Genomic DNA, 21,723 nt, shown 5'->3' with positions numbered 1-21,723 from the left:
CAGACCTATGCGTTGGAAGGTTTGGAATTGAAGATAATCAATTATTTATTGACGGTTTATAACCACCCTCAAAAAGGCATTTGGCCTATTTGTACTGAGAAATAGATAGAGAAGTTTACAAAATACAGAGCACTGCTTCAATTATGCAGGGTGCATCAGTCGTTCGTGGTAGCGTTGGATAAAATCAGCGTGCAAAACGCTAACGTGCCAGCAAAACAGTTCCTGTTTTGACGAAGTTAGCGCCCAAGGAATCGGTTATTTCAATCCGAAAAACGTACGTTCCCTCCACGGCTGGTTGCCCGTTGATGGTGCCATCCCAGCCTTCGAGAGCGTTGCTGGTTTCAAAAAGAACCTGTCCCCAGCGGTTATACACAATCATGCGCGACTTATCCACAAATTGACCTTTGGGAGCAAAAACATCGTTGACATTGTCGCCGTTGGGTGAAAAAACATCTGGAATAAACAGCAGCGCATTCTTCTTGAATACGTAATAGTTGGAGTAGCTGTTGCTGTTGCCGCCACCCTGCCCAAATCCTAAAATCCGGTACCGAAACAACTGCTGGTCAGAAACATTGGGCGAATAGCTGGTATTCACCCCCACTGGCACTTGGTCGTATGGATTGCCCTGTTCGTCCAGAATCTCCAGTTGATAACGATTAACGGGCACTAAAAATGGCGTTTCTGGCGTCCAGTCGATGGTTGAACCTGATTTGGAAGATAAATAAATGGAACAAAGAGGCTCGGATGGCTGCGAGCGATTGCCGCAGGAATTTTCGTACGCAATCCTGTAACAATAGGATTGCTGGTTGGGGTTCACGGCATTATCGACGTACGAAAGTAAGTTATCCAACGACGCCACTTCCTTAAAGTCTCCACTGCCGTTTTCTGTACGAAAGAAAATCGTTTTGAACTTAGCGGGGGTCGCTCCCGAAGCGGGAGGAGTAGCAAAAATGTTTATTTTCCCTTCATCTGCTACCGTAACAAACGCATTTTGAACCACCGTAGGAAACTCCGTAGAGATGGCCTTCACACATACCGATGGTGAAACCGACTCCGCTCCGCCCACCAATCGGACCGTTACCTGATAACAATATTGCTCTCCGCAGGTCACATTGGCATCGGTTTGGGTAGTATTGGTTCGCACACTTGCTCCGCCCAAACTTACCAGATTACGCGTAATACGATAACTCTGAAAATCGGCGGCGTTGGGATATTCTTTCCACGCGGCCACATTCTGGCGGTTTTCTGCTTTTACTTCTAAAGGCGTGGCACAAACTACGTTGGACGTTAAAGCGGCATTATTGGCACATCCATCGTTGGTATTCAGGCGGAAGCAGTACGTATCTTTCAGCGCATTTACGTCTCTGACCGTAATGGTCGCCGTGTCTCTTGTGAGGGTTATTTGCCCCGGAAGCCCCGTAAAAGCTCCGCTATTTTGGCTTACCTGCACGGATGTGGTCGTTCCCACTGGGGCTCTAATCAAGACTGCCACTGAGCCGTCGTTGTTTAGTGTTACTCTACGAATTGAAGTGGTTGACAGGTCTACATTATTGATAGCAATAGTGGCACTCGGAATCGAACAGCCTAACGATTGGCCTCCAATGCTCCCCGTAACAAAAACTGTTGCTAAAATGGTTGCTGCACTGTAGGAGTGCGTGTATACCCCAGGTTTTGAAACATTTTCTTTCACACCTCCCCAATCAATCGTAAATCCATCGTAGAGTTTGGTGGTGCTATCATCGGCAATAACGACTTGAATTTTTCGGTTACTACAGGCTCTGACGGTAAAATTAGGTGGTGAATACACATTTACAGTGCGACAAAAAACCGAGCCTGAGCCGTTACTGCCCAGTTGCAGTATCTTATAAGTACCTTGTTTGAGGTATTTATGGGTTGTGACATCTTCTGGTACATAAGGAGCTTTGAGAGGGCTTCCTCCTTTATAGTCGTAGATATACTTATAATTATCGCCTACCGTTTTTTCAACTTTGACGTCAAAAGGGGCGCAGCCATTGGAAGACCCAGCAACATTAAATCCACCCTGCGATACTCCCGCGGGGGGATTTGTACACCAATCCTCCTGTGCATATGAATCGACAAATAGAAATGTCAACAAAGCAAGTAAAAGATAGATTCTCATAGATTTGGTTATTCTTCTTTCGTTCCGTTCAAAGAACGTATCTTTGCGCACGGTTGTTTTAACTACACAACCATGCTCACAACAAATAAGCTCAAGCGGGTAATTAAGCATAAAACGTAATTTTTGACAAACTATTTTTTTACTTGATACATGGATAGCAATAATAATACCAATTCCATACAACTTGATAGAATTGAAGATGCCATTGCCGATATTAGGGATGGAAAAATTATCATTGTCGTAGACGACGAAGATCGGGAAAATGAAGGGGACTTTGTCTGTGCCGCCGAAAAAATCACCCCAGAAATGGTGAATTTCATGGTCCGCGAAGGACGTGGATTGATGTGCGCTCCGCTCACCGTAGAGCGCTGCGAAGAATTGGGCCTTAAAATGATGGTGGGTGATAATACCTCCACCCACGAAACGCCGTTTACGGTTTCGGTGGATTTGCTGGGCTACGGCTGCACCACTGGCATCTCCGCTTCCGACCGCGCCAAAACCATTCAGGCGCTGGTAAATCCCGCAACAAAACCCGAAGAATTGGGCCGTCCAGGACATATTTTCCCGCTTCGGGCTATGCCAGGAGGGGTATTGCGTCGTACGGGTCATACCGAAGCAACCATTGACTTTGCCAGACTTGCAGGGTTAAAACCAGCAGGGGTGCTCATCGAAATCCTGAACGAAGACGGAACCATGGCTCGTTTGCCGCAATTGCGTATTTTGGCCGACAAATTCGGAATGAAGTTGGTCTCTATCAAAGACTTGATTGCCTATCGCCTCCGCACCGAATCACTCATCAAACGTGAAATCGCGGTTGACATGCCTACCGAATGGGGCCATTTTGACATGATTGCGTACCGCCAGTTAAACACCGATGAACTGCACTTAGCATTAATCAAAGGTTCGTGGGAAAAAGACGAAACTGTGATGGTACGCGTCCATTCTTCCTGCGCCACGGGCGACATTTTCGGTTCGTGTCGCTGCGATTGCGGCCCTCAACTCCACGCCGCCATGCAAATGGTCGAACGTGCTGGAAAAGGGGTGGTATTGTATATGAATCAAGAAGGCCGGGGTATTGGTTTAATCAACAAACTGAAAGCCTACAAATTACAAGAAAACGGTTTGGATACAGTGGAAGCCAATCTTGCATTAGGGTTTAAGATGGATGAGCGTGACTACGGCGTCGGAGCGCAGATTTTGCGGGATTTGGGCCTAACCAAAATCAACCTCATTTCAAACAACCCCAAAAAGCGCGTTGGATTGATGGGGTACGGGCTCGAAATTGTGGACAATATTCAAATCGAAATGGCCGCTAATCCTCACAACGAGGATTATCTTCGGACCAAATACAACAAAATGGGCCACCGCCTGACGCAGTTCACGACCGTCAAAGAAGAATAATACGCCTGTTTTTCACAAACAAAAAGCGCCTTACTTGCTCAGTAAGGCGCTTTTTGTTTGTGTTTTTTTCACTTAAAACAACACCGCCCTAATCACCAGCGGGCTAGACGTTGGGTAGATGTTTTGAGTTCGGTCGCTTGGATTCACCAAGTTATTATAACTTAAATTATACAAAACAATCAGGTTAAAAGCCCTGACAAATCTCCCACCGATGGGGGTAGAATAAGAGGCTCCTACCATTGCTGAATTCAACCAAGTTCTTCTATAAATTTGGGAGGTAAAATCAGGATATTCTACATTTAATGATTCATATTCAGCATTTAAATTAATGCTTTCAAATATATTGAACATCCCAAAAAAACGGCCACCATAGTTATTTGAGTTAGTTTTAACCCTCGTATATGGATTCTTATAGCTTGAATAAGTGTAGCTAAGCCCACCTCCCAAAGACAAACGTTCGGTTACTTGATAACCTGCTATTGGTGAAACTCCGATACTTGTAAAAGTACCAAACGACAGCGGGCCGATACTGCCGCCCAAACGGATTTTATCGAGTGCTGAAGGGGGGCGTTGAGGGTCTTCGCTTTTGCGGGGCGGCGCGTCTAGCACCTTGATAGGGCCTTCATTCTGACGAACGGGCGGCGGGGGGGCATCAGGATTAGCCGTACTTTGGGCCGTTGCAGAATAGGTCAACAACACACCAAATGCGAGTATTAAATAAGTCTTTCTCATGGTTGTCTTTTCAAATAAATACGCTTATGTTACTATTACGTCAAAATCGAAAATTATGTTTCAAAACGAAGAATAAAGGTCGACTATTGCATGGTAAGCTCCTGGAAAACCACTTCTAGCGGCTTACCTTCGTTTTGCAAGTCCTTCAGGGAGCGGTCGGCCACTACCTGCCCACGATTGATAATCACGACCCGGTCACAGATCGCTTCTACTTCCTGCATGATATGAGAAGAAAACAAAACCGTTTTTTCTTTGCCCACGGTTTTAATCAAGTTGCGAATTTCTACCAGTTGATTGGGGTCCAAGCCCGTCGTGGCTTCATCCAAAATCAAAACGGGTGGGTTATGAATCAACGCCTGCGCGAGTCCGACGCGTTGGCGATATCCCTTAGACAATTGGCCTATTTTTTTTCGTTGTTCAACCTCCAACCCACAGATTTCAATCATTTCGCTCACCCGCTTCGTCAGGGTTTCGCCTTTTAAATGATATAAAGCCCCCACAAATCGCAAAAATTCCTTGATGTACATGTCGGTATAAAGCGGATTGTGCTCGGGCAAATACCCGATACTACGGCGTACATCCATAGAATGTTGCATCACGTCAAAACCGTTGACTTCCACCTGACCGCTTGTGGCGGATAGATAGCAGGTTGTGATTTTCATCGTTGTTGATTTCCCGGCCCCGTTTGGCCCCAAAAATCCGACGATTTCGCCACGACTAACGTCAAAACTTACGTCATTGACGGCCTTCTGACTGCCGTACACTTTGGTTAAATGTTGAATCCGAATGGACATGATTTTCTAGAATTGGGGCGAAAATACAAAATTCTCGCGTAGGGTCTTGTATCTTTGTCAGCAGGAAAAATTGCAGTTTGAATGTCCGAAGGATAATATCCTCTTTTTAAGGAGTTATACCAAGCGAATAACATTTAACGGAAAACGTTTTATGAGATTGTCTATACGTGTTGAGTTAGTACTGATTTTGCTTTTAGTTTTGGTAAAAAACGCCCTTTTTGCTCAGCTGCCCACCATTGTCACCAACAACGTCAGCGGAGCTATGGCCTGTGCGGGTACTACCATACCCGTGTCGTTTGTTACATCCAACCTGACCACGACCAATCGGCTGTTTATTGTTCAGCTTTCCAACGCTGTCGGTGCTTTTACCAACCCAACCTCCATAGGCACTGGTACCAGAAGTCCCATTCAGGTGACGCTCCCCGCAAGTACTTTAGGCGGAGACTATCGCCTGCGCGTAATTACCGACACAACGGGCGTGAGCTACACACCATCTGCGGTCTTTATGATGCTCAAAGCACCGACCGCTTTTTTGAGTGGTGATACCAGCATCAACGTAGGCGGTACGGCCCAATTATCTATTGCATTTACAGGCAACGGCCCCTGGACGTATACCTTTACCAATACCAACACCTCGACTACCTCAATCAACCCACTCAGAGGATTAGTGCAACCCACTGTTTCAACCACCTACGCGCTACAATCCGTCACCAATATTTGTGGTCCTGGCATAGTATCTGGCAGCGCACGAGTCACGGTTTTTCCTCGCATTACCACAGATTTCACCGCCACAAGTTTGTGCGCAGGTGCTGCCGTAACGGTTCCTTTTACCGTTACGGGCGCTTTTGCTAGCCCTGGAGTGACGTATACTGCTCAGCTTTCGAACGCCGCTGGAAGTTTTCTCTCGCCCACCACCCTCGGCTCAGGCACTGCCAGTCCTTTGAATGTAACCCTACCCACCAACTTGGCAGCAGGGAATTATCAGGTTCGCGTTATTGCGAGTTCGGTGGCTACGTATGTCAGCAGTAACGCATTTACGGTCAAACCCTTACCTACCGCAACCCTCAGTGGAACGGCCGCTGTGGGTATAGGAGACACCACAAGTTTAAGCATTGCGTTTACGGGTGATGCACCTTGGACCTACCAACTTGCCTCTGGCTCCGCAACGACAACTTCTACTAACCCCACGAAACTCGTTGTTAATCCCACCGTAACCACAAACTACAGCTTGGTGTCGGTCAGCAACGCTTGCGGCGCAGGAACGGTTTCAGGAACCGCTACCGTCACGGTAGTACCTAAAATCAGCGTAGCAGATGTCGCTTTGGGTGGGGTCTGTGTCGGAACCAACGTAAGTCTTCCTTTTTTGGTAACGGGAACGTTCACCACGCCAGTTACATACACCGTACAGCTTTCGGACGTAGCCGGGAGTTTTGCCACGCCGCGCGTCTTAGCTTCCGGAGCGGGTAGCCCCATCACTATTAGCATTCCCTCCAACGTTGCGGCAGGCACTGGATACCGTTTGCGCGTAGTGGCGAGTGCAGCCGCCTCGTCTATCAATAGTCCAGCCTTTACGATTCGAGCGCGCCCTAGTGCCGCTTTGAGCGGCAGCTCAACCGTTAATTTCGGAGAAACAGCCTCCCTCACACTCAATTTTACGGGTGAAAGTCCCTGGACATTTACCCTTTCTGATGGCAGCACTTCCACCGCAACCCAAACCCCTTTTACGGTCAATATCACACCCACCCAAACCGCAACCTATGTGGTAAGTTCGGTTCGAAACGTATGTGGGGAAGGTACCACATCGGGCAATGCGTCCGTCACCGTTATTCCGCGTTTGCTGACCGAAAATCCAAGTACTGCTATTTGTTCGGGAAAAGACGTCGAAATCAAGTTTACAGTTGGTGGCGTATTGTCGGGCACGACTGGTTTTCAGGTGCAACTTTCTGACAGCGTGGGCGCATTTACCAACCCAGTGCTGATAGGCACTGGCACCCAAAGCCCAATCATTGCTTCTATTCCTGCCACTACACCCGTAGGTGGTAGCTATCGCATCAGGGTAATTGCCACGGGAGGCTCAGCCATCACCTTGGTACCTACCAATGCTTTCTTTCTGGGGCGGCGTCCTGGAGCGGTTTTAAGCGGTGGGGGCACAACACCACTCAAGCCGGGAGAAGATGTTTTTTTGGTCATTCAGTTTAGCGGTGATGGCCCCTGGACGTACACTTTATCAGACAATACCACTGGCACCACCTCTATCAGCCCCGCGTTGCTGACCGTTGCTCCGCAATTGCCCACCACTTACACCCTCAAATCGGTGAGCAATACCTGCGGTACTGGGAATGTTTCGGGAAGTGCGTTTGCCAACGTGATTATCACCAGCATCACCGACCTCATCAAAAGCGGCATCAATTTTTATCCTAACCCTATATCCAAACAACTTAACGTCAGCATCTCTAATACTGCCGCAACCGAATGGCAATTGGTGGATAATCAGGGAAGAATCTTAAAAAGTAATCGTTGGGAATCTCGCCCCACGTATGAAGAAACCGTAGACACCCATTCATTTCCTGCTGGTGTTTATTTTATGAAGGTAAAAATAGACGACCGTTGGTTCAGCACAAAAATGGTGAAAGAATAAGTAAATGAATCATATATTGAGAGGTTAAAGGTTTTTGGGTTCTTATGTTGAATTTAGCCACCTTAACCTTTAACCTCTCTAATGCTTCCCTATGACTGGTGCTCTTTACGGAGCAAGTCATTGACGGTTTTTACGGGGTTGAACGTAATCAAAGGTACTTCTACAAATACCGTGTTCCAATCAGACATGGAGCCGTTCCACAATCCCGGCAACTCCTGTGCTTTGAGGTCTTTACCGTCTTTTGATTTTTGGGTGATGAATCCCGTATTAATGTCTACGTATTTCATCAATTCAAATTTTTTGCCTTTGTAGCCTCTCAACGAGCACACCAAATCGACGGGGTTGAAGTGGGTAGCAGTATCAAACAGGGCCTTTTGGGCCGCATCTGTCATGTCAATCTGCGCTGACTCAACCACTTGGAGCGAAGTAGTTCCGTCGGGGTTGCTCGCCCAAAACGGCCCACCGCCAGGTTCTCCCACGTTTTGTACCATACCGCACAGACGGAATGGACGATCCAGTTTTTGTTGGAAATAGGCTAATTTCTCCGCCGAAGAAAACGCTTCAAATCCTGCGGGAGGTAATGTAAACAAGGTTTTTTCAAAATAGTGGGTCAACTCTTCCAGCAGAGCATCGCTGGTTTCTCCGTTTTCGATCCGTTTCTGAAAATCAAAACCTTGTTGACGGTAGTTCAACAACAAAGCCCCCAGCACTTTCTTGTACGTAAAGGTGGTTTCTTTCAGACTATCAGGAACAACGTTGTCAATATTTTTGATAAAGACCACGTCACCGTCTTGTTCGTCGAGGTTGGCCAACAACGCCCCATGCCCAGCTGGACGGAACAACAAACTGCCATCGGCATTGCGGAAAGGCGTATTGTCTAAGTTGACCGAAATGGTATCTGTCGACGGTTTTTGTTCGGAGAAACTAATATCGTAAACCACCCCAAACTTATCCTCATAAAGCGGTTTTACGGCATCAATCAAGGCTTCAAAACGGCTCCGGTGCTCTGGCGAAACGGTAAAATGAATGCGCACTTTCCCCCCCGAATTTGCATAGTTTGTGCCTTCAATCAAATGCTCTTCTACGGGCGTACGGGCCCCGTCGGGATAGGCATGAAATTTCAGGAGTCCTTTGGGTAAGTTGCCGTAATCCAGCCCCTTGCCCGTAAGCAGATAATCCGCAATCTTCCGAAATTCTCCCGCGGCCATATCGGCTTCAATGGCTCCGCCCTCCGCGGCCATGATGGTTTGTAGATCTTCAAAAAAGGCAAAATCGCGCAAGCGTTCGCTAAACTCAACGATGGATTTATCGCTTTTGCCTTCATCCTTGAACGCAAACAATGCCTTAAACATACGCGTAGCGGCGCCCGAAGCAGGAACAAATTTCAACAAAGACACTTGGTCAGCCTGCGCGTCAAACGCCTTCACCAATGCCTCCAATTCGTTTTCTTCGACCCGTACAATTCCATCCCCTACGGTAGCCGCTTTGAGCACTTTGAGATACGGAAAACCGTTAACAAAATGACTGATTTGTTGTTGAATAGTTTCGATTGGAATGCCCTGTTTGGCAATTTGCTGATAATCTTTTTCCGTAAACATAATTTTATAAAAGGGTTGAATAAAATCTTACACAATAAAGGGAATACAGGTCAAAAACCACTTGTAACTTGGGTTGAAAGTAAAAAATATTTCTCAAGTTGACGACCGCTTGATAAAAAAACCGTTCACAAATAATTTTCCGTCGTACCTTTGTGCAAAAAAACACCCATTATATGTCTACCCCATCTGAACATTCGAGAAACATCGTGATGGTTCCCTGCGCCATTTTCGAAAAAGATGGGCAATTGTTTGCCGCTCAACGCAGTAGTACCATGTCGTTACCGCTTAAATGGGAATTTCCGGGCGGAAAAGTGGATGAAGGTGAATCTGAAACCGAAGCCCTTCACCGCGAAATCATGGAAGAATTGAGCATCGAAATTGAAATCGGGGCCCGCCTCGCTCCTGCCTACAAAGAAGACCCCACCCGTAATCGTATTATTTGTTTGGTGCCTTATATCTGTCGCATGACCAGCTCGCCCGTCATTCTTACCGAACACGCGCAGTACAAATGGGTACGAATCGACCAACTTTCAAAAGTAGACTGGGCTGATGCCGATTTGGAAGTGATTGATACATACCTCAAATACAAAGAACAACGAGCCCTTTGTTGGAATAAATCAAAGGTTAGAGTTTAATCAGTTTTCTGACAATCGTTTGTTCACCCAGCGAAATTCGCAAAACGTAGGTTCCCGAAGGCAATTCTACGACGTCTATCTCAAAACTGCTCCGCTGGCTTTTTCTTATACTCCCCTCTTTCACCATTCTGCCATCTACATTTACCAACTCCCACATCAGCGATTGGCTTTGCGGAGTATTCACTTCTACCTTCACTTTTGTTTGGGCGGGATTAGGAAATATTTTTATCTTGTTTTCTTCTTCCTGCACGGTGCCTGTAATAATCACCTTCACCAAAGCACTTCCGCTCACCACACCTGCGCCGCATACATTCGTGACTGATTTTAAGGTATAAACCGTGGGAACGGTCGGAGAAACCGCCACGGTAAAAGGGGAAAAATCGACGGTATTCGTTGAATTATCGGAAAGTGCGTAGGTCCAGGGTGGTGTGCCCTCAAAGCGTAAGGTTAATGAAGCCCGCTCTTCAAATTTAATGGCAGTATCACCGCTGATGGTGGCCGAAGCACGCTGACGTATGGCAAATACCCCCGAAGGTGCAACGTTGGCAGAGTTATTATTCTCAGCAACGATACGAATCCGATAGCCTGTTCCAAGGGTTGCTGAAAGTGGGATGGTGACTTTGACGGGACTTTGGCTACCCGAACCGATAAGCGTTGGTGTAGAAAAATCACCATCTTTGTTTGACAATTGGGCTACGTAATTCACTGCTGTTTCAAATTGCCCCACCTGCGCAAAAGGCACATCCAACGATGCTCCGTTGCACACAGTGACCGTAGTGGGTAAAGTTGTTTCGATACGCGGCACTACCACAACGCGGGCATTGCCAGTGGCAGAACCGTCGCCGCAGGCATTTGTAAGAGCAGAAAAGGCATAGAGCGTGGTTTTCAAAGGATTAACCGTCAACGACAACGGATTAGCGGAGGTAGTACCGCCCGTGTTGTCAGAAAGACGATAAGTCCAAGGGGCTGAACCTGTAAATGTCAGCGTAATATTTGCGGTTTTGCCAGCGTCGATGGTTGCATCTCCCTTCAGCGTGGCGGTTGCTTTTTGACGCACGCTAAACGCCGCCGAGGGTGTATAATCAAACCCCTGTGCGTTGGCAACGACCCTTATTTTATAACCTTCTCCTGCCAAAAGATTTGCGGGAATATTGACAGTGAGTGATGTTCCACTGCCACTACCCAATGCAATGGGCTGCTCAAAGCTACCCATTGCATTCGACAATTGCACGGTATAGGTCCATTTGGCGGCGTCGGTATTGGTAACCGAAAATGGCACCGTCAATGGGTCCCCGCTACAAACAGTTTTAAGGGTTTCGGTCGTAATTTTGGGGCGGGGAAATACCTCAATTTTGAAACGGTCTTCCAAACATCCAAGGCTATCGCGTACGATGATGGTCGTATCACTCAAAAGCATCAGTTCTTTGGTGTGTTTGCGACTGCCATCTGGCCAGAAATAGCTACCTTTCCACGATGGCGCCAGTTTTACTACTTCACCATGTCGGGCTTTCAGCTCGGTAATTTTATTCACATTCTTGTAGATGGTAAATTGGTCATGAACAATTTGGTCTGAACCTAACCAATTAAATTCCAAACGGTTGTCTTCTACATCAATGTACGCTGACCCGCCAACCGTCGCATTTTTAAAAGGCATCGCGGGATGAGGTATGCCATTGAAACCATTGTTTTGACCCGAAGAACCCACGACCGCGTAGATAACCCCTTCCGTAGCGGGATTTTTGATATAGGCGCAAGAATTAGGCGACCCATCATATCTACCCGACGACGTATTGACAACGTGCCTCTGGGCATCAAATGTGCTCGAATGTTCGGTATGCCCCCGCATCAATTTTGAGCGTTCGTATAAATGACTATGCCCACTCAATACTAAATCAACCTTATACCGCTCCAAAATAGGCGTCAAGTTTTTGTGAATTTGGACAAGTTCATTTTCAGCATCTGAGTCGTGCGAATTTTTTGTATACGGAGGGTGGTGAAACATCACAATCGTCCAAGGCTGTTTATTGGCGGCTAAATCCTTCTTCAACCAAGCTACCTGCGGGCCAAGCGTATCGTAGAGTCGGTACTTTCCTTCTTCTATGCCATAAGAGTCTAACCCAACAAAGTGAACATTGGCGTAATCGAACGAATAGTACATCTTGGTCCCCGACGGCACCCCTCCAGCTTCTCCATTTTGAGCGAAGGAGAAAATGTTGAAGAAGGCGACTTCCCGCTTGGTTTGGTCTCCCGAATAATACTCATGATTGCCCGGAATAGCCCACAATACGTTGTTTTTCAGAAAGTGATTTTGATAGATATTGAAGAAATTATTCTGGAATTCCTCTTCAGTTCCTGTGCCATAGGCGTTATCACCCAAGAGAAGCACCAAATCCGTAGCTCGATTATTTTTTTTGATGAAGTTCATGTACGAATCACGCACACTCAGCTGATTGGGACTGCCACTACCCATATCGCCCATGGTCCAAATACGTATTTTTTGTTTGCTACCAGCAGGCGCGGCGGTTTTGAAATAATAATCATTGCCACTTCCCTGCACACCACTAGTGGTACCCACCGAATAGAAATAAACCGTATTAGGCTGTAAATCAACCAATTTTACTTCATGCTCGGTAGTAACGGCTTCATCAACAGCGGTACGGTTTAGCTGATCGACAGTAAGTCCAAAGTTAATTTTACTATTGGTAGGAACATCTGTTCGCCACCGTATTACGATACTCGTGGGAGTCCCAAGTTGGAGATAAGGCCCTCGAACGATTTTTTGACCCCAAATTTCTCTTGCCCCCACGGTCACAAGAACTGCGATAAGAAAAGTTTTACACCACGAATACATCATAAAGTAGGATTGGCATGAAAGAGTAGACAAAAATGCACATTTTTTCACTAATTTGGTCTCCCAATTCTCAACCCTTTTTTTTCATGAAAACAATCAAAATGGCCTTTGGCTTTTACGTGCTGTTATTCTTCTGTATTTCAGCTTGCAAGACCTCCCCTGAACAAACAAAAGTGTTTACCCAAGCTGATTTTCCAGCACCTCCCAAAGCCCCCAAAAAACCGCAAATATTTACCAATCACGGCTACCAACGCTCCGACGATTATTTTTGGCTCAAAGACAAATCTAACCCCGAAACCATCGCTTATCTAAAGGCTGAAAACGCCTACGCTGACACCGTGATGGCTAGTACAAAGGGGCTACAAAAAACGCTTTTTGAGGAAATGAAAGGGCGTATCAAAGAAGAAGACCAATCTGTTCCATCCCTCGACAACGGCTACTATTACTACTCCCGCCAAGAAAAAGGCAAACAATACAGCATCAATTGCCGTAAAAAAGGCAGTTTAGACGCTCCTGAAGAGATTATTCTAGACCAAAACAAAATGGCGAAGGGCAAACCCGCTTTCATTTTTGGTGGTTTTGAAATAAGCGACGACAATAACATAATGGCGTACGTCAGCAATACCACCGGCTCGTATGCGGAGTATGAACTGAAATTTAAAGACCTCCGCACGGGGAAAGAATTGCCCGACAAAATAGCCCGCATGGCCGGTGGTATTACTTGGGCAGCAGACAACAAAACTGTTTTTTACAACGTCCCCAACGCAGCATTACGCTCGCACCGTATTTATAAACACGTATTGGGCAATCCAAGCGACGCCCTGGTTTACGAAGAGAAAGACGAATTGTTTAACGCCTACGTGGGTCGTTCCAAAACGAAAAAAATGATTGCCATTTACGCCACGAGTTTTACAAGCTCGGAGGCCTATCTGCTCCCCGCCGACCGCCCCAACGATGCATTCAAGTCATTTTTGCCCCGTCAGAAAGACATTCAGTACGGAATTGATGATTATCCTGATCGTTATTTCATCACTTGGAAAGACCCCCAAAACAAAAACCAAAAGGTGTATGAAGCCCCAAAACAGGGTTATGAAGACCGCTCCAAATGGAAAGAAATCATTGCTCACGACCCGCAAGCTAAGATTGAAGGAATCGAAGTCTTTGAAAAATACATGGTCGTCACTAAGCGCGTCAACGGATTACTGGAAATGAATGTGCGAGAAATCGCCAGCGGAACTACCAAAACCGTCAATTTCCCCGAACCCGTCTACACCGCCTACTCCAACGGCACGCCCGAGTTTACTTCCACTAAATTTCGTTATTCATACACGTCTCTCAACCGCCCGACCACCATTTATGACTACGACATGGTGACCAACCAAGCCACAAAGCTCAAAGAGCGGGAAGTACCGAGTGGTTTTAATGCCGACGACTACGAGGTAAAACGCCTGTGGGCCGTCGCCAAAGACGGGGTAAAAGTACCGTTGTCGATTGTCTACAAAAAAGGCATGGAATTAAACGGGAGCAATCCTTGCCTGTTGTACTCGTACGGCTCGTATGGGTATTCAACCGACGCCAATTTTAACGCCAATGTATTTAGTCTGGTAAACCGAGGTTTTGTGTACGCCATTGCCCACATACGCGGCGGCTCGGATTTGGGAGAACAATGGTACGAAGACGGAAAGTTGCAGAAGAAGATGAACACGTTCACTGATTTTGTTGCCTGTGCCGAGCATCTAATCAAGGAAAAATATACCTCTTCCTCAAAACTCGCCATCAACGGCGGCAGTGCAGGTGGGCTTCTGATGGGGGCCGTCACCAATTTACGTCCCGATTTATTTAGAGTAGTGGTGGCCGAAGTTCCCTTTGTTGATGTCATAAACACCATGCTGGATAGCAGTTTGCCCCTCACCACGCAAGAATATGAACAATGGGGGAACCCCAATGTCAAAAAAGACTACGACTACATGATGACGTACTCTCCTTATGACAACCTTAAAAAAGCCAATTATCCCGCTATTTTGGCCACTGGCGGGCTGAATGACTCTCAAGTAGGCTTCCATGAACCAGCCAAGTGGGTTGCCAAACTGCGCGACCTCAAAACTGACAACAATATTTTGTTGTTGAAAATCAACATGGATTCGGGCCACGGCGGAGCCACAGGGCGGTTTGACTATTTGAAAGAAGAGGCATTTAATTTTGCGTTTATTTTATCTCAAATGGGAATTTCAAACTAACATCTTTGTATATAAATGATGGAGGTAAGCACTCTTTTCCACCTCACATGTATACCAAAATCATGTATTTCACCCATAAATTACCAACATTCATCCTCAAAAGCATTGACAAAAAAGCATAATTTCCGAATTTGTGAAGTAGACTATCTCTACTCAACGATTTGAATAAGTCTCCCCGGCAAAGATGTCATTCCTTTGTCGGGGTTTTATAAATTTTTCACCGCCCCGCATTTTATCCCACTATGAATCGTCTACTGATTTGGGCTTGTATGAGTCTGTTTGTTAGAACGTTATGGGCGCAAAGCGTCGCTGTTCCCGACAGCCTTTTACGCGCCCCTTATGATTCTCTAAAAATCCGTTCGTTAGCCAACCTATCCCAAAACTTTATTTTCAGTGGTGATTTCGACAAGGCAAGCGCCTACCTACAAGCGGCGGTTAAAATGAACAAAACCGTACGTTCCAAATTTTGCGAAGCGGATATTATTTCTCACTATGGGCTTTTCTATCTGCACCAACACGATACCCCCAAGGCCGTTGAGCATTATTTAAAAGCGCATGAGCTTTTTGACCGTCATGCGTTCTACCGAGGCGCTTTTCTGAGTATTCATAAAGTCGGGTATGCCTATTTCAACGAGCATGAGTTTAATCAGGCCGAAAAATATTACCAAAAAACGCATCAGTACTACCTAGCCCATGCGGCCAAACTCCCCAAGAATTTCTTAGCCTATGTTCTTGAAAGCTTTGCAGCAGTAGAAGGAAAACGACAAAACCACGAGAAAGCCCTAGTCTTCAATGAACGAGCCTTGGAAATTTACAAACATGAAAACGACGACGAAGCCTATTTTTCAGGCATGTACAATTACGCCCTTAAACTGGCACATCTAAAACGCACCGATGAGGCAGCTGCCCGTTTTAGTGAGATAGCACAGTATGCCAAAAAAGCAAAAGACAATTATTTGGAAATGTACGTTCAGAAAGGTCTTTGCGAGGTGTACCTTACCATCAATAACCCCGATGAAGCCATCAAAGTGGCAAACTATGGCATCGCGCTTTCTAAAAATCAGTCCGAACAAAAAGAGCATCAAAAGGACTTTCACCAGTTTCTTTCACGAGCCTACGAGCAGAAAAAAGATTTCGAGCAGGCACTTTCCTACTATCGAAGTGCCGTAGCGCTGAATGACAGTGTGCGGGACAACGAAAAAAAGAAGGCCATTGCCAAAATTGAAGCCGAATTTCAAACCAAGCAAGCGCGTGAGGCGGCCATGATTAACGCCTTCAACCAGCGAAAAATAGCCGAGACGCAGCAACGGTTCCAAATAGAGCAAGCCGAGTATTTGGCCATGCTCAACGTCCAAAAAGAAAAACAGTTGGCCTTCATCAAAGCACAGTCGGAAGTTGAAAAAACCCGGTCGATTGCTGAAATCAGCACAAAATACGCGACTGAACAAAAGGAAACGAAAATTCAGCAGTTAAACTCAGAAAATCAGAGTAAAACACGCCAAATGCAATGGCTCGCGGCTGGAATGGGGGTATTGGCACTACTGTTGGGCGGGATGATTTTTCTTTACCAAAAAGTACAAAAACAAAATATTACGCTTGCCACTCAACGCAATCAGCTAACTACCCAAAACCAAACCATCAGCGAGCAGTCCAATAAACTGGAATTGATGATGAAAGAACTCCACCACCGGGTAAAAAATAATCTACAAATCGTGTCCAGCCTGCTGAATCTACAAACCTACAACCTCGAAGACAAAAAAGCCGTACAGGCGATTCGAGAAGGGCAGCAGCGCATCGAGGCCATGTCGCTTATCCATCAGAGGCTCTACCAAAAAGAACACCTCACTACGATAGACATGCGGGAGTACCTAAGCAACCTTGTCGAAAGCATCATGAAAACGTACGGCCATACCCCTGAGGATTTTGACCTTACGTTAGACATTCAGGAGCGCGAACTGGACGTAGAACTAGCGATGCCCATTGGACTCATTGTCAATGAATTAGTAACAAATTCGTTCAAATATGCCTACCAATCAACCCATCATCCGTCGTTGACCGTATCCTTAAAGAATGACAACGGAATTCTGTTGGATGTGCGCGACAACGGCCCTGGCATCGACCTTGCCACGTGGGAAGGTCGCAAAGGTTCTTTCGGCAAAAAACTGATAAAATCGCTGTCGGAACAACTGGGTGGCGAAGCACAGGTTCAGAACGACAACGGCACTTGGTATCATCTTCATATTCCGAGTACACGCCTAAAAACAGCGGCTTAATCAAAAAATATCTATCGCCTTACCTACTCACTTCTGACTATTTAACCCACTATGCATTCTATCAAAATCCTGATTGTAGAAGATGAAGCCGTTGTTGGGCTTGATTTGGAGGCGCGCCTAGAAGCCGAAGGATACGAAATCGTGAATGTGGTAAATAACGGCCCTAAGGCGATTGAAGTGTATAAATCCCAACAAGTAGATCTTATTTTGTGCGATATTAAGCTGATCGGCAACATGACGGGCATTGAAGCCGTTCAGGAAATGATTGCGTTTCGGGAAGCTCCCGTCATTTACCTGACCGCCCAAGCCGACCGTTCCACCATAGAAGCTGCCATGAAGACTTATCCTTCGGCCTATATTACGAAGCCTTTTAATAACGAAAGCCTTAAAATTGCCATTGATTTAGCCATCAACAACTTTGCACTTCGCGCTCAAAATCAGCCGTTTACCAAAGAAAAAGAAGATCCAATAAAACCTTTGCATCCAACCCCCAAACTGCCCGACCGCGAAACCATCCTACAAATCAATGACTACGTTTTCATCAAAGAGAATTATAAGTTTCAGAAAATACAGTTGAACGATATTCTATTTTTTGAAGCCGACAAAAACTACACAACCATTCATACCGAGTCCCGAAAAATTGCCCTGCGCCTCACCCTAAACACCGTTTTGGAACGGCTTTCCACCACCAAATTTATCAGAGTGCACCGTTCGTACGCCGTCAATATTGACAAAATTGATTCTTTCGATGAGCACGACCTCAACATTGGCAAATTTCAAATCCCTATTGGCCGGAGCCATAAGGAAGACTTTATGAAGTATTTTCTGTTTCGATAAATACAAAAAAGGGATGATTTAACCGACTGTCAACGCCGTCAAATCATCCCCTGATTGTTGTATTTTGGGCCGCTTAATTGGCCACTTCAATTTTTACCTTCAATAAAAATTCGTCGATTTCTATCTCGGTGGCGGAGCCGTTCAAATCAGCGACCAAATCCAACGAAACCGCCTGTACTTCCTGGCAAATGTAATCTTTGTTGGACGTCACGGCTTCGGCCAATTCGGGACTGTTGTCTTGCACCGTAATTTTGATTTTATCGGTCACTTCAAAACCGCTGTCTTTGCGTAGATTTTGAATACGATTGACCACGTCGCGGGCCAGACCTTCGCGGCGCAGCTCTTCCGTGATGGTCACATCAAGCGCCACTGTCAGGCTTCCCTGACTTGCCACCAGCCAGCCTGGTACGTCTTCGGCAATGATTTCGACGTCGTCGCGGAGCAGTGAAAAATCTCCTGACACAAGTACGCCTTCTTTTTCAATCACCGAAATATCGGCGGCGCTCAGTCCGTTGATGATGGCCGCGACTTCCTTCATTTTGGGACCGTATTTAGGCCCTAATGCTTTGAAGTTAGGTTTGATTTTTTTCTTCAAAATTCCGCTGTCATCGCTCACAAACTCAACGGCTTTCACGTTTACTTCCGACATAATGATGGGCGTAACGTGCTCAATCTGTTCCCGTATTTTTTCACTCAATACCGGAATCAATACTTTCGACAGCGGCTGACGCACCTTGATTTTGTTGCCTTTGCGCAACGAGTGCACCAACGAGCAAATATCCTGCGCCAACTGCATCGACGCTTCCAAATCCTTGTCTACCCAATATTCATCGTAAGTATGCCAATCCGTGAAATGTACCGATTCGTGCTTGAATGGTGTATTTTTCTCAATGGATTCTTCGCGAACATGGTCCGTGAGATTCCGATACAGCCATTCGCCAAAAAACGGTGCAATTGGCGACATCAACTGCGCCACCGCCGCCAAACAGTGTTGTAGTGTTTCATAGGCGGCCCGCTTGTCGGTCGTCATTTCGCCCTGCCAGAACCGCCGGCGGCACAAACGCACGTACCAGTTTGACAAATCATCGCACACAAAATCCTGAATCAAACGCCCTGCTTTTGTGGGGTTATAATTATCAAACTGCTCGGTGACGTCTTTCACCAAACTAAACACTTTTGAAATAATCCAGCGGTCAAGCTCCGACAATTGCTCTTTCGGCACGCGGTTAAACTGCTCAATCTTATAACCGTCTAAGTTGGCGTAAAGCGCAAAGAAGTTGTAGGTGTTGAACAACGTACCAAAAAATTTACGCTGCACTTCTACCACTCCGTCGATGTTGAACTTGAGGTTGTCCCACGGCTCTGCGTTGGTAATCATGTACCAGCGTGGCGCGTCGGGACCGTATTTATCGATGGTCTCAAACGGGTCAATACCATTGCCGAGGCGTTTCGACATTTTGTTACCGTTTTTATCCAATACCAAGCCCGTAGAAACGACGTTTTTGAAAGCAACCGAATCAAACAAAAGCCCCGCGATGGCGTGTAGCGTAAAGAACCAGCCACGCGTTTGGTCAACACCTTCGCTGATAAAATCGGCGGGATACGAAGTAAGCGACTCATTGGCCGCCGTACCACCCATACTTTGGGGGTATTTATCCAAGTTCTCAAACGGAAAGTGGAACTGCGCGTAAGGCATCGCACCCGAATCAAACCATACATCGATGAGGTCGGTTTCGCGGGTCATTACTTTGCCAGCATCCGACACCAAAAAGATTTCATCCACGTAAGGACGGTGTAAATCAAAGGCTTCGGTTCCTTTTGACTGAAGGAATGACTCATTTTTAGCCCGTTGCTCATCCGTCAAAACACCACTTGCCAAGGCTTTTTCAAGCTCAACGGTCAACTCTTCTACGGAGCCAATGCACTTTTCATCACCTTCCTCATTGCGCCAAATCGGCAAAGGAGTACCCCAATAGCGACTACGGCTGAGGTTCCAGTCTACCAAATTTTCGAGCCAATTGCCAAAGCGTCCCGTCCCCGTACTCTCTGGATTCCAGTTGATGGTATTATTCAACGCCACCAAACGGTCTTTCAGCGCGGTTGTTCTGATAAACCAGCTATCCATTGGATAGTACAACACGGGCTTATCCGTACGCCAGCAGTGTGGGTACGGGTGCTCGTATTTTTCGACTTTAAACGCCCGGTTTTCTTCTTTTAATTTTATCGCAATCAACACGTCAGTCGGCTTAAAGTCAGGGTCTTCCTGCTCTTCTGCCGAGTAGTATTGCTCTTTTACAAATCGTCCGCCAAACTCACCGATTTCGGGTACAAAACGCCCCTGCTTGTCCACAATCGGCACTTCTTTGCCATTTTCATCGCGTACCATAATGCCCGGTACGCCATTGGCTTTGGCCACTCTAAAGTCATCCGCTCCGAAGGTTGGGGCGGTATGCACCACGCCTGTTCCGTCTTCGGTGGTCACAAAATCGCCTAAAATAACGCGGAAAGCTTTATCGGCATCTTCCAGTGGTTGCACGTACGGGAGCAATTGCTCGTACTGAATCCCTTCCAAATGCTGGCCTTTAAACTCCATTACAATCGACCACGGAATCACCTTATCGCCTTCTTTGTAGGCTCCCAACTTGGCATCTTTTCCTTTTTCAGAAAAATATTTTCCCACCAAATCTTTCGCCAAAATGACGTTGATAGGAAGGTGTGTGTATTGATTAAAAGTTGTAATCAACACATAATCAATGTCTTTCCCAACGGTCAGCGCCGAGTTGGCGGGAAGGGTCCACGGGGTAGTCGTCCACGCCAGAATGTAGATATTGTCGCTGTCGGCAGCATCAAACAAATAGCCTGATTTACCCGTGAGTTTTATCTTAAACTGCGCGACAATGGTCGTGTCTTTTACGTCTTTATAGGTGCCTGGCATGTTCAACTCGTGCGAGCTGAGTCCGGTCCCCGCCGCAGGCGAATACGGCTGAATCGTGTAGCCTTTATACAGCAATCCTTTTTCGTAAAGCTGTTTCAGCAACCACCAGAGGCTCTCGATGTAGTCATTTTTGTAGGTGACGTACGGGTCTTCCATGTCCACCCAATACCCCATTTTCTCGGTCATGGTCAGCCAGCGGTCAGTAAAACGCATGACCGCCTCACGGCATTTTTTATTGTAATCCTCAATGCTGATTTTGATGCCGATGTCGTCTTTCTTGATGCCCAACTCTTTTTCTACCTGCAGCTCAATGGGCAAACCGTGCGTATCCCAGCCCCCTTTGCGCTTTACCTGATAGCCGCGCAGGGTTTTGTACCGGCAAAACATATCCTTAATGGTACGCGCCATTACGTGGTGAATACCCGGAGTACCATTGGCCGACGGAGGGCCTTCATAAAACGTAAACGAAGGTGCGCCTTCACGTACCTCAACAGACTTTTCGAAGATTCGATTTTCTTTCCAAAACTCAAGGATGTCTTTGCCCAACTGTGCGTAGTCCAACCCCTTATACTCTTTATAGTTCATCGGCATTTTTGATTATAAAAATGCCGTTAATCGTCATTTGTTAAACGTTACGGGACCATTTTTTGGC

At 46.4% G+C, this 21,723-nt stretch carries 12 protein-coding genes; 6 read left to right on the top strand and 6 right to left on the bottom strand.

The genetic code is table 11. The features are described 5' to 3' along the window. Positions 1–199: 199 nt before the first annotated feature. Complete coding sequence (locus NCI00_RS12175; protein WP_253527871.1) at positions 200–2,140, bottom strand: T9SS type B sorting domain-containing protein; 1,941 nt, start codon at positions 2,138–2,140, stop codon at positions 200–202. Between the two features lie 150 nt (positions 2,141–2,290). Between NCI00_RS12175 and NCI00_RS12170 the strand changes: the two genes are divergently transcribed. Next, positions 2,291–3,541 carry a bifunctional 3,4-dihydroxy-2-butanone-4-phosphate synthase/GTP cyclohydrolase II gene (locus tag NCI00_RS12170; RefSeq protein WP_253527869.1) on the top strand — a complete coding sequence of 417 codons (1,251 nt, stop codon included), beginning with the start codon at positions 2,291–2,293 and terminating at the stop codon, positions 3,539–3,541. A 72-nt stretch (positions 3,542–3,613) separates the two neighbouring features. Here NCI00_RS12170 and NCI00_RS12165 read toward each other — a convergent pair whose 3' ends face one another. Together NCI00_RS12165 and NCI00_RS12160 are read right to left on the bottom strand one after the other, a co-directional pair. Next, positions 3,614–4,273: a hypothetical protein gene (locus tag NCI00_RS12165; protein WP_253527867.1), complete on the bottom strand. Its 660-nt coding sequence runs from the start codon at positions 4,271–4,273 to the stop codon at positions 3,614–3,616. A gap of 83 nt (positions 4,274–4,356) precedes the next feature. Then, the gene (locus NCI00_RS12160) at positions 4,357–5,067 is read right to left on the bottom strand and encodes an ATP-binding cassette domain-containing protein (RefSeq protein WP_253527865.1); all 711 of its coding nucleotides are present in this window, start codon (positions 5,065–5,067) and stop codon (positions 4,357–4,359) included. A 151-nt stretch (positions 5,068–5,218) separates the two neighbouring features. On the opposite strand from NCI00_RS12160, the gene NCI00_RS12155 reads away from it, so the two are divergent. After that, positions 5,219–7,705, top strand: a complete 2,487-nt coding sequence (locus tag NCI00_RS12155) for a T9SS type A sorting domain-containing protein (RefSeq protein ID WP_253527863.1) — start codon at positions 5,219–5,221, stop codon at positions 7,703–7,705. Between the two features lie 89 nt (positions 7,706–7,794). Here the strand turns inward: NCI00_RS12155 and NCI00_RS12150 are convergent, their stop codons facing one another. Continuing rightward, positions 7,795–9,303: a DUF4301 family protein gene (locus tag NCI00_RS12150; RefSeq protein ID WP_253527861.1), complete on the bottom strand. Its 1,509-nt coding sequence runs from the start codon at positions 9,301–9,303 to the stop codon at positions 7,795–7,797. Positions 9,304–9,476: 173 nt separating this feature from the next. Here NCI00_RS12150 and NCI00_RS12145 point away from each other — a divergent pair, with 173 nt between their 5' ends. Beyond that, the gene (locus tag NCI00_RS12145) at positions 9,477–9,938 is read left to right on the top strand and encodes a (deoxy)nucleoside triphosphate pyrophosphohydrolase (protein WP_253527858.1); all 462 of its coding nucleotides are present in this window, start codon (positions 9,477–9,479) and stop codon (positions 9,936–9,938) included. On the opposite strand, the gene NCI00_RS12140 is transcribed toward NCI00_RS12145, so the two are convergent. After that, entirely contained in the window at positions 9,928–12,792 is a 2,865-nt protein-coding gene (locus NCI00_RS12140; RefSeq protein ID WP_253527855.1) for a metallophosphoesterase, read from the bottom strand. The two genes, NCI00_RS12145 and NCI00_RS12140, sit on opposite strands and share 11 nt — an antisense overlap. A gap of 83 nt (positions 12,793–12,875) precedes the next feature. On the opposite strand from NCI00_RS12140, the gene NCI00_RS12135 reads away from it, so the two are divergent. The 3 genes from NCI00_RS12135 (at position 12,876) to NCI00_RS12125 (ending at position 18,136) form a co-directional block, all read left to right on the top strand. Further along, on the top strand, positions 12,876–15,026 hold the full coding sequence (locus tag NCI00_RS12135) for a S9 family peptidase (RefSeq protein ID WP_253527852.1): 2,151 nt from the start codon (positions 12,876–12,878) through the stop codon (positions 15,024–15,026). 242 nt (positions 15,027–15,268) lie between these two features. After that, positions 15,269–17,299 carry a histidine kinase dimerization/phosphoacceptor domain -containing protein gene (locus NCI00_RS12130; protein ID WP_253527848.1) on the top strand — a complete coding sequence of 677 codons (2,031 nt, stop codon included), beginning with the start codon at positions 15,269–15,271 and terminating at the stop codon, positions 17,297–17,299. Between the two features lie 51 nt (positions 17,300–17,350). Continuing rightward, positions 17,351–18,136, top strand: coding sequence for a LytR/AlgR family response regulator transcription factor (locus NCI00_RS12125; protein ID WP_166558501.1), 786 nt, complete (start codon positions 17,351–17,353; stop codon positions 18,134–18,136). Between the two features lie 73 nt (positions 18,137–18,209). Here NCI00_RS12125 and ileS read toward each other — a convergent pair whose 3' ends face one another. Then, on the bottom strand, positions 18,210–21,656 hold the full coding sequence (gene ileS, locus NCI00_RS12120) for an isoleucine--tRNA ligase (protein WP_253527846.1): 3,447 nt from the start codon (positions 21,654–21,656) through the stop codon (positions 18,210–18,212). Positions 21,657–21,723: the final 67 nt, after the last annotated feature.

Origin of the sequence: Runella salmonicolor (genome assembly GCF_024158025.1) — a bacterium.
In the GTDB taxonomy this organism is placed as follows: Bacteria; Bacteroidota; Bacteroidia; order Cytophagales; family Spirosomataceae; genus Runella; species Runella salmonicolor.
This window is presented reverse-complemented; position numbering and strand designations above follow the sequence as displayed.

What these genes read in the sequence shown, in the direction of transcription:
- NCI00_RS12175 (WP_253527871.1), bottom strand. Translation starts at nt 2,140, where the DNA reads ATGAGAATCTATCTTTTACTTGCTTTGTTGACATTTCTATTTGTCGAT.
- NCI00_RS12170 (WP_253527869.1), top strand. Translation starts at nt 2,291, where the DNA reads ATGGATAGCAATAATAATACCAATTCCATACAACTTGATAGAATTGAA.
- NCI00_RS12165 (WP_253527867.1), bottom strand. Translation starts at nt 4,273, where the DNA reads ATGAGAAAGACTTATTTAATACTCGCATTTGGTGTGTTGTTGACCTAT.
- NCI00_RS12160 (WP_253527865.1), bottom strand. Translation starts at nt 5,067, where the DNA reads ATGTCCATTCGGATTCAACATTTAACCAAAGTGTACGGCAGTCAGAAG.
- NCI00_RS12155 (WP_253527863.1), top strand. Translation starts at nt 5,219, where the DNA reads ATGAGATTGTCTATACGTGTTGAGTTAGTACTGATTTTGCTTTTAGTT.
- NCI00_RS12150 (WP_253527861.1), bottom strand. Translation starts at nt 9,303, where the DNA reads ATGTTTACGGAAAAAGATTATCAGCAAATTGCCAAACAGGGCATTCCA.
- NCI00_RS12145 (WP_253527858.1), top strand. Translation starts at nt 9,477, where the DNA reads ATGTCTACCCCATCTGAACATTCGAGAAACATCGTGATGGTTCCCTGC.
- NCI00_RS12140 (WP_253527855.1), bottom strand. Translation starts at nt 12,792, where the DNA reads ATGATGTATTCGTGGTGTAAAACTTTTCTTATCGCAGTTCTTGTGACC.
- NCI00_RS12135 (WP_253527852.1), top strand. Translation starts at nt 12,876, where the DNA reads ATGAAAACAATCAAAATGGCCTTTGGCTTTTACGTGCTGTTATTCTTC.
- NCI00_RS12130 (WP_253527848.1), top strand. Translation starts at nt 15,269, where the DNA reads ATGAATCGTCTACTGATTTGGGCTTGTATGAGTCTGTTTGTTAGAACG.
- NCI00_RS12125 (WP_166558501.1), top strand. Translation starts at nt 17,351, where the DNA reads ATGCATTCTATCAAAATCCTGATTGTAGAAGATGAAGCCGTTGTTGGG.
- ileS (WP_253527846.1), bottom strand. Translation starts at nt 21,656, where the DNA reads ATGAACTATAAAGAGTATAAGGGGTTGGACTACGCACAGTTGGGCAAA.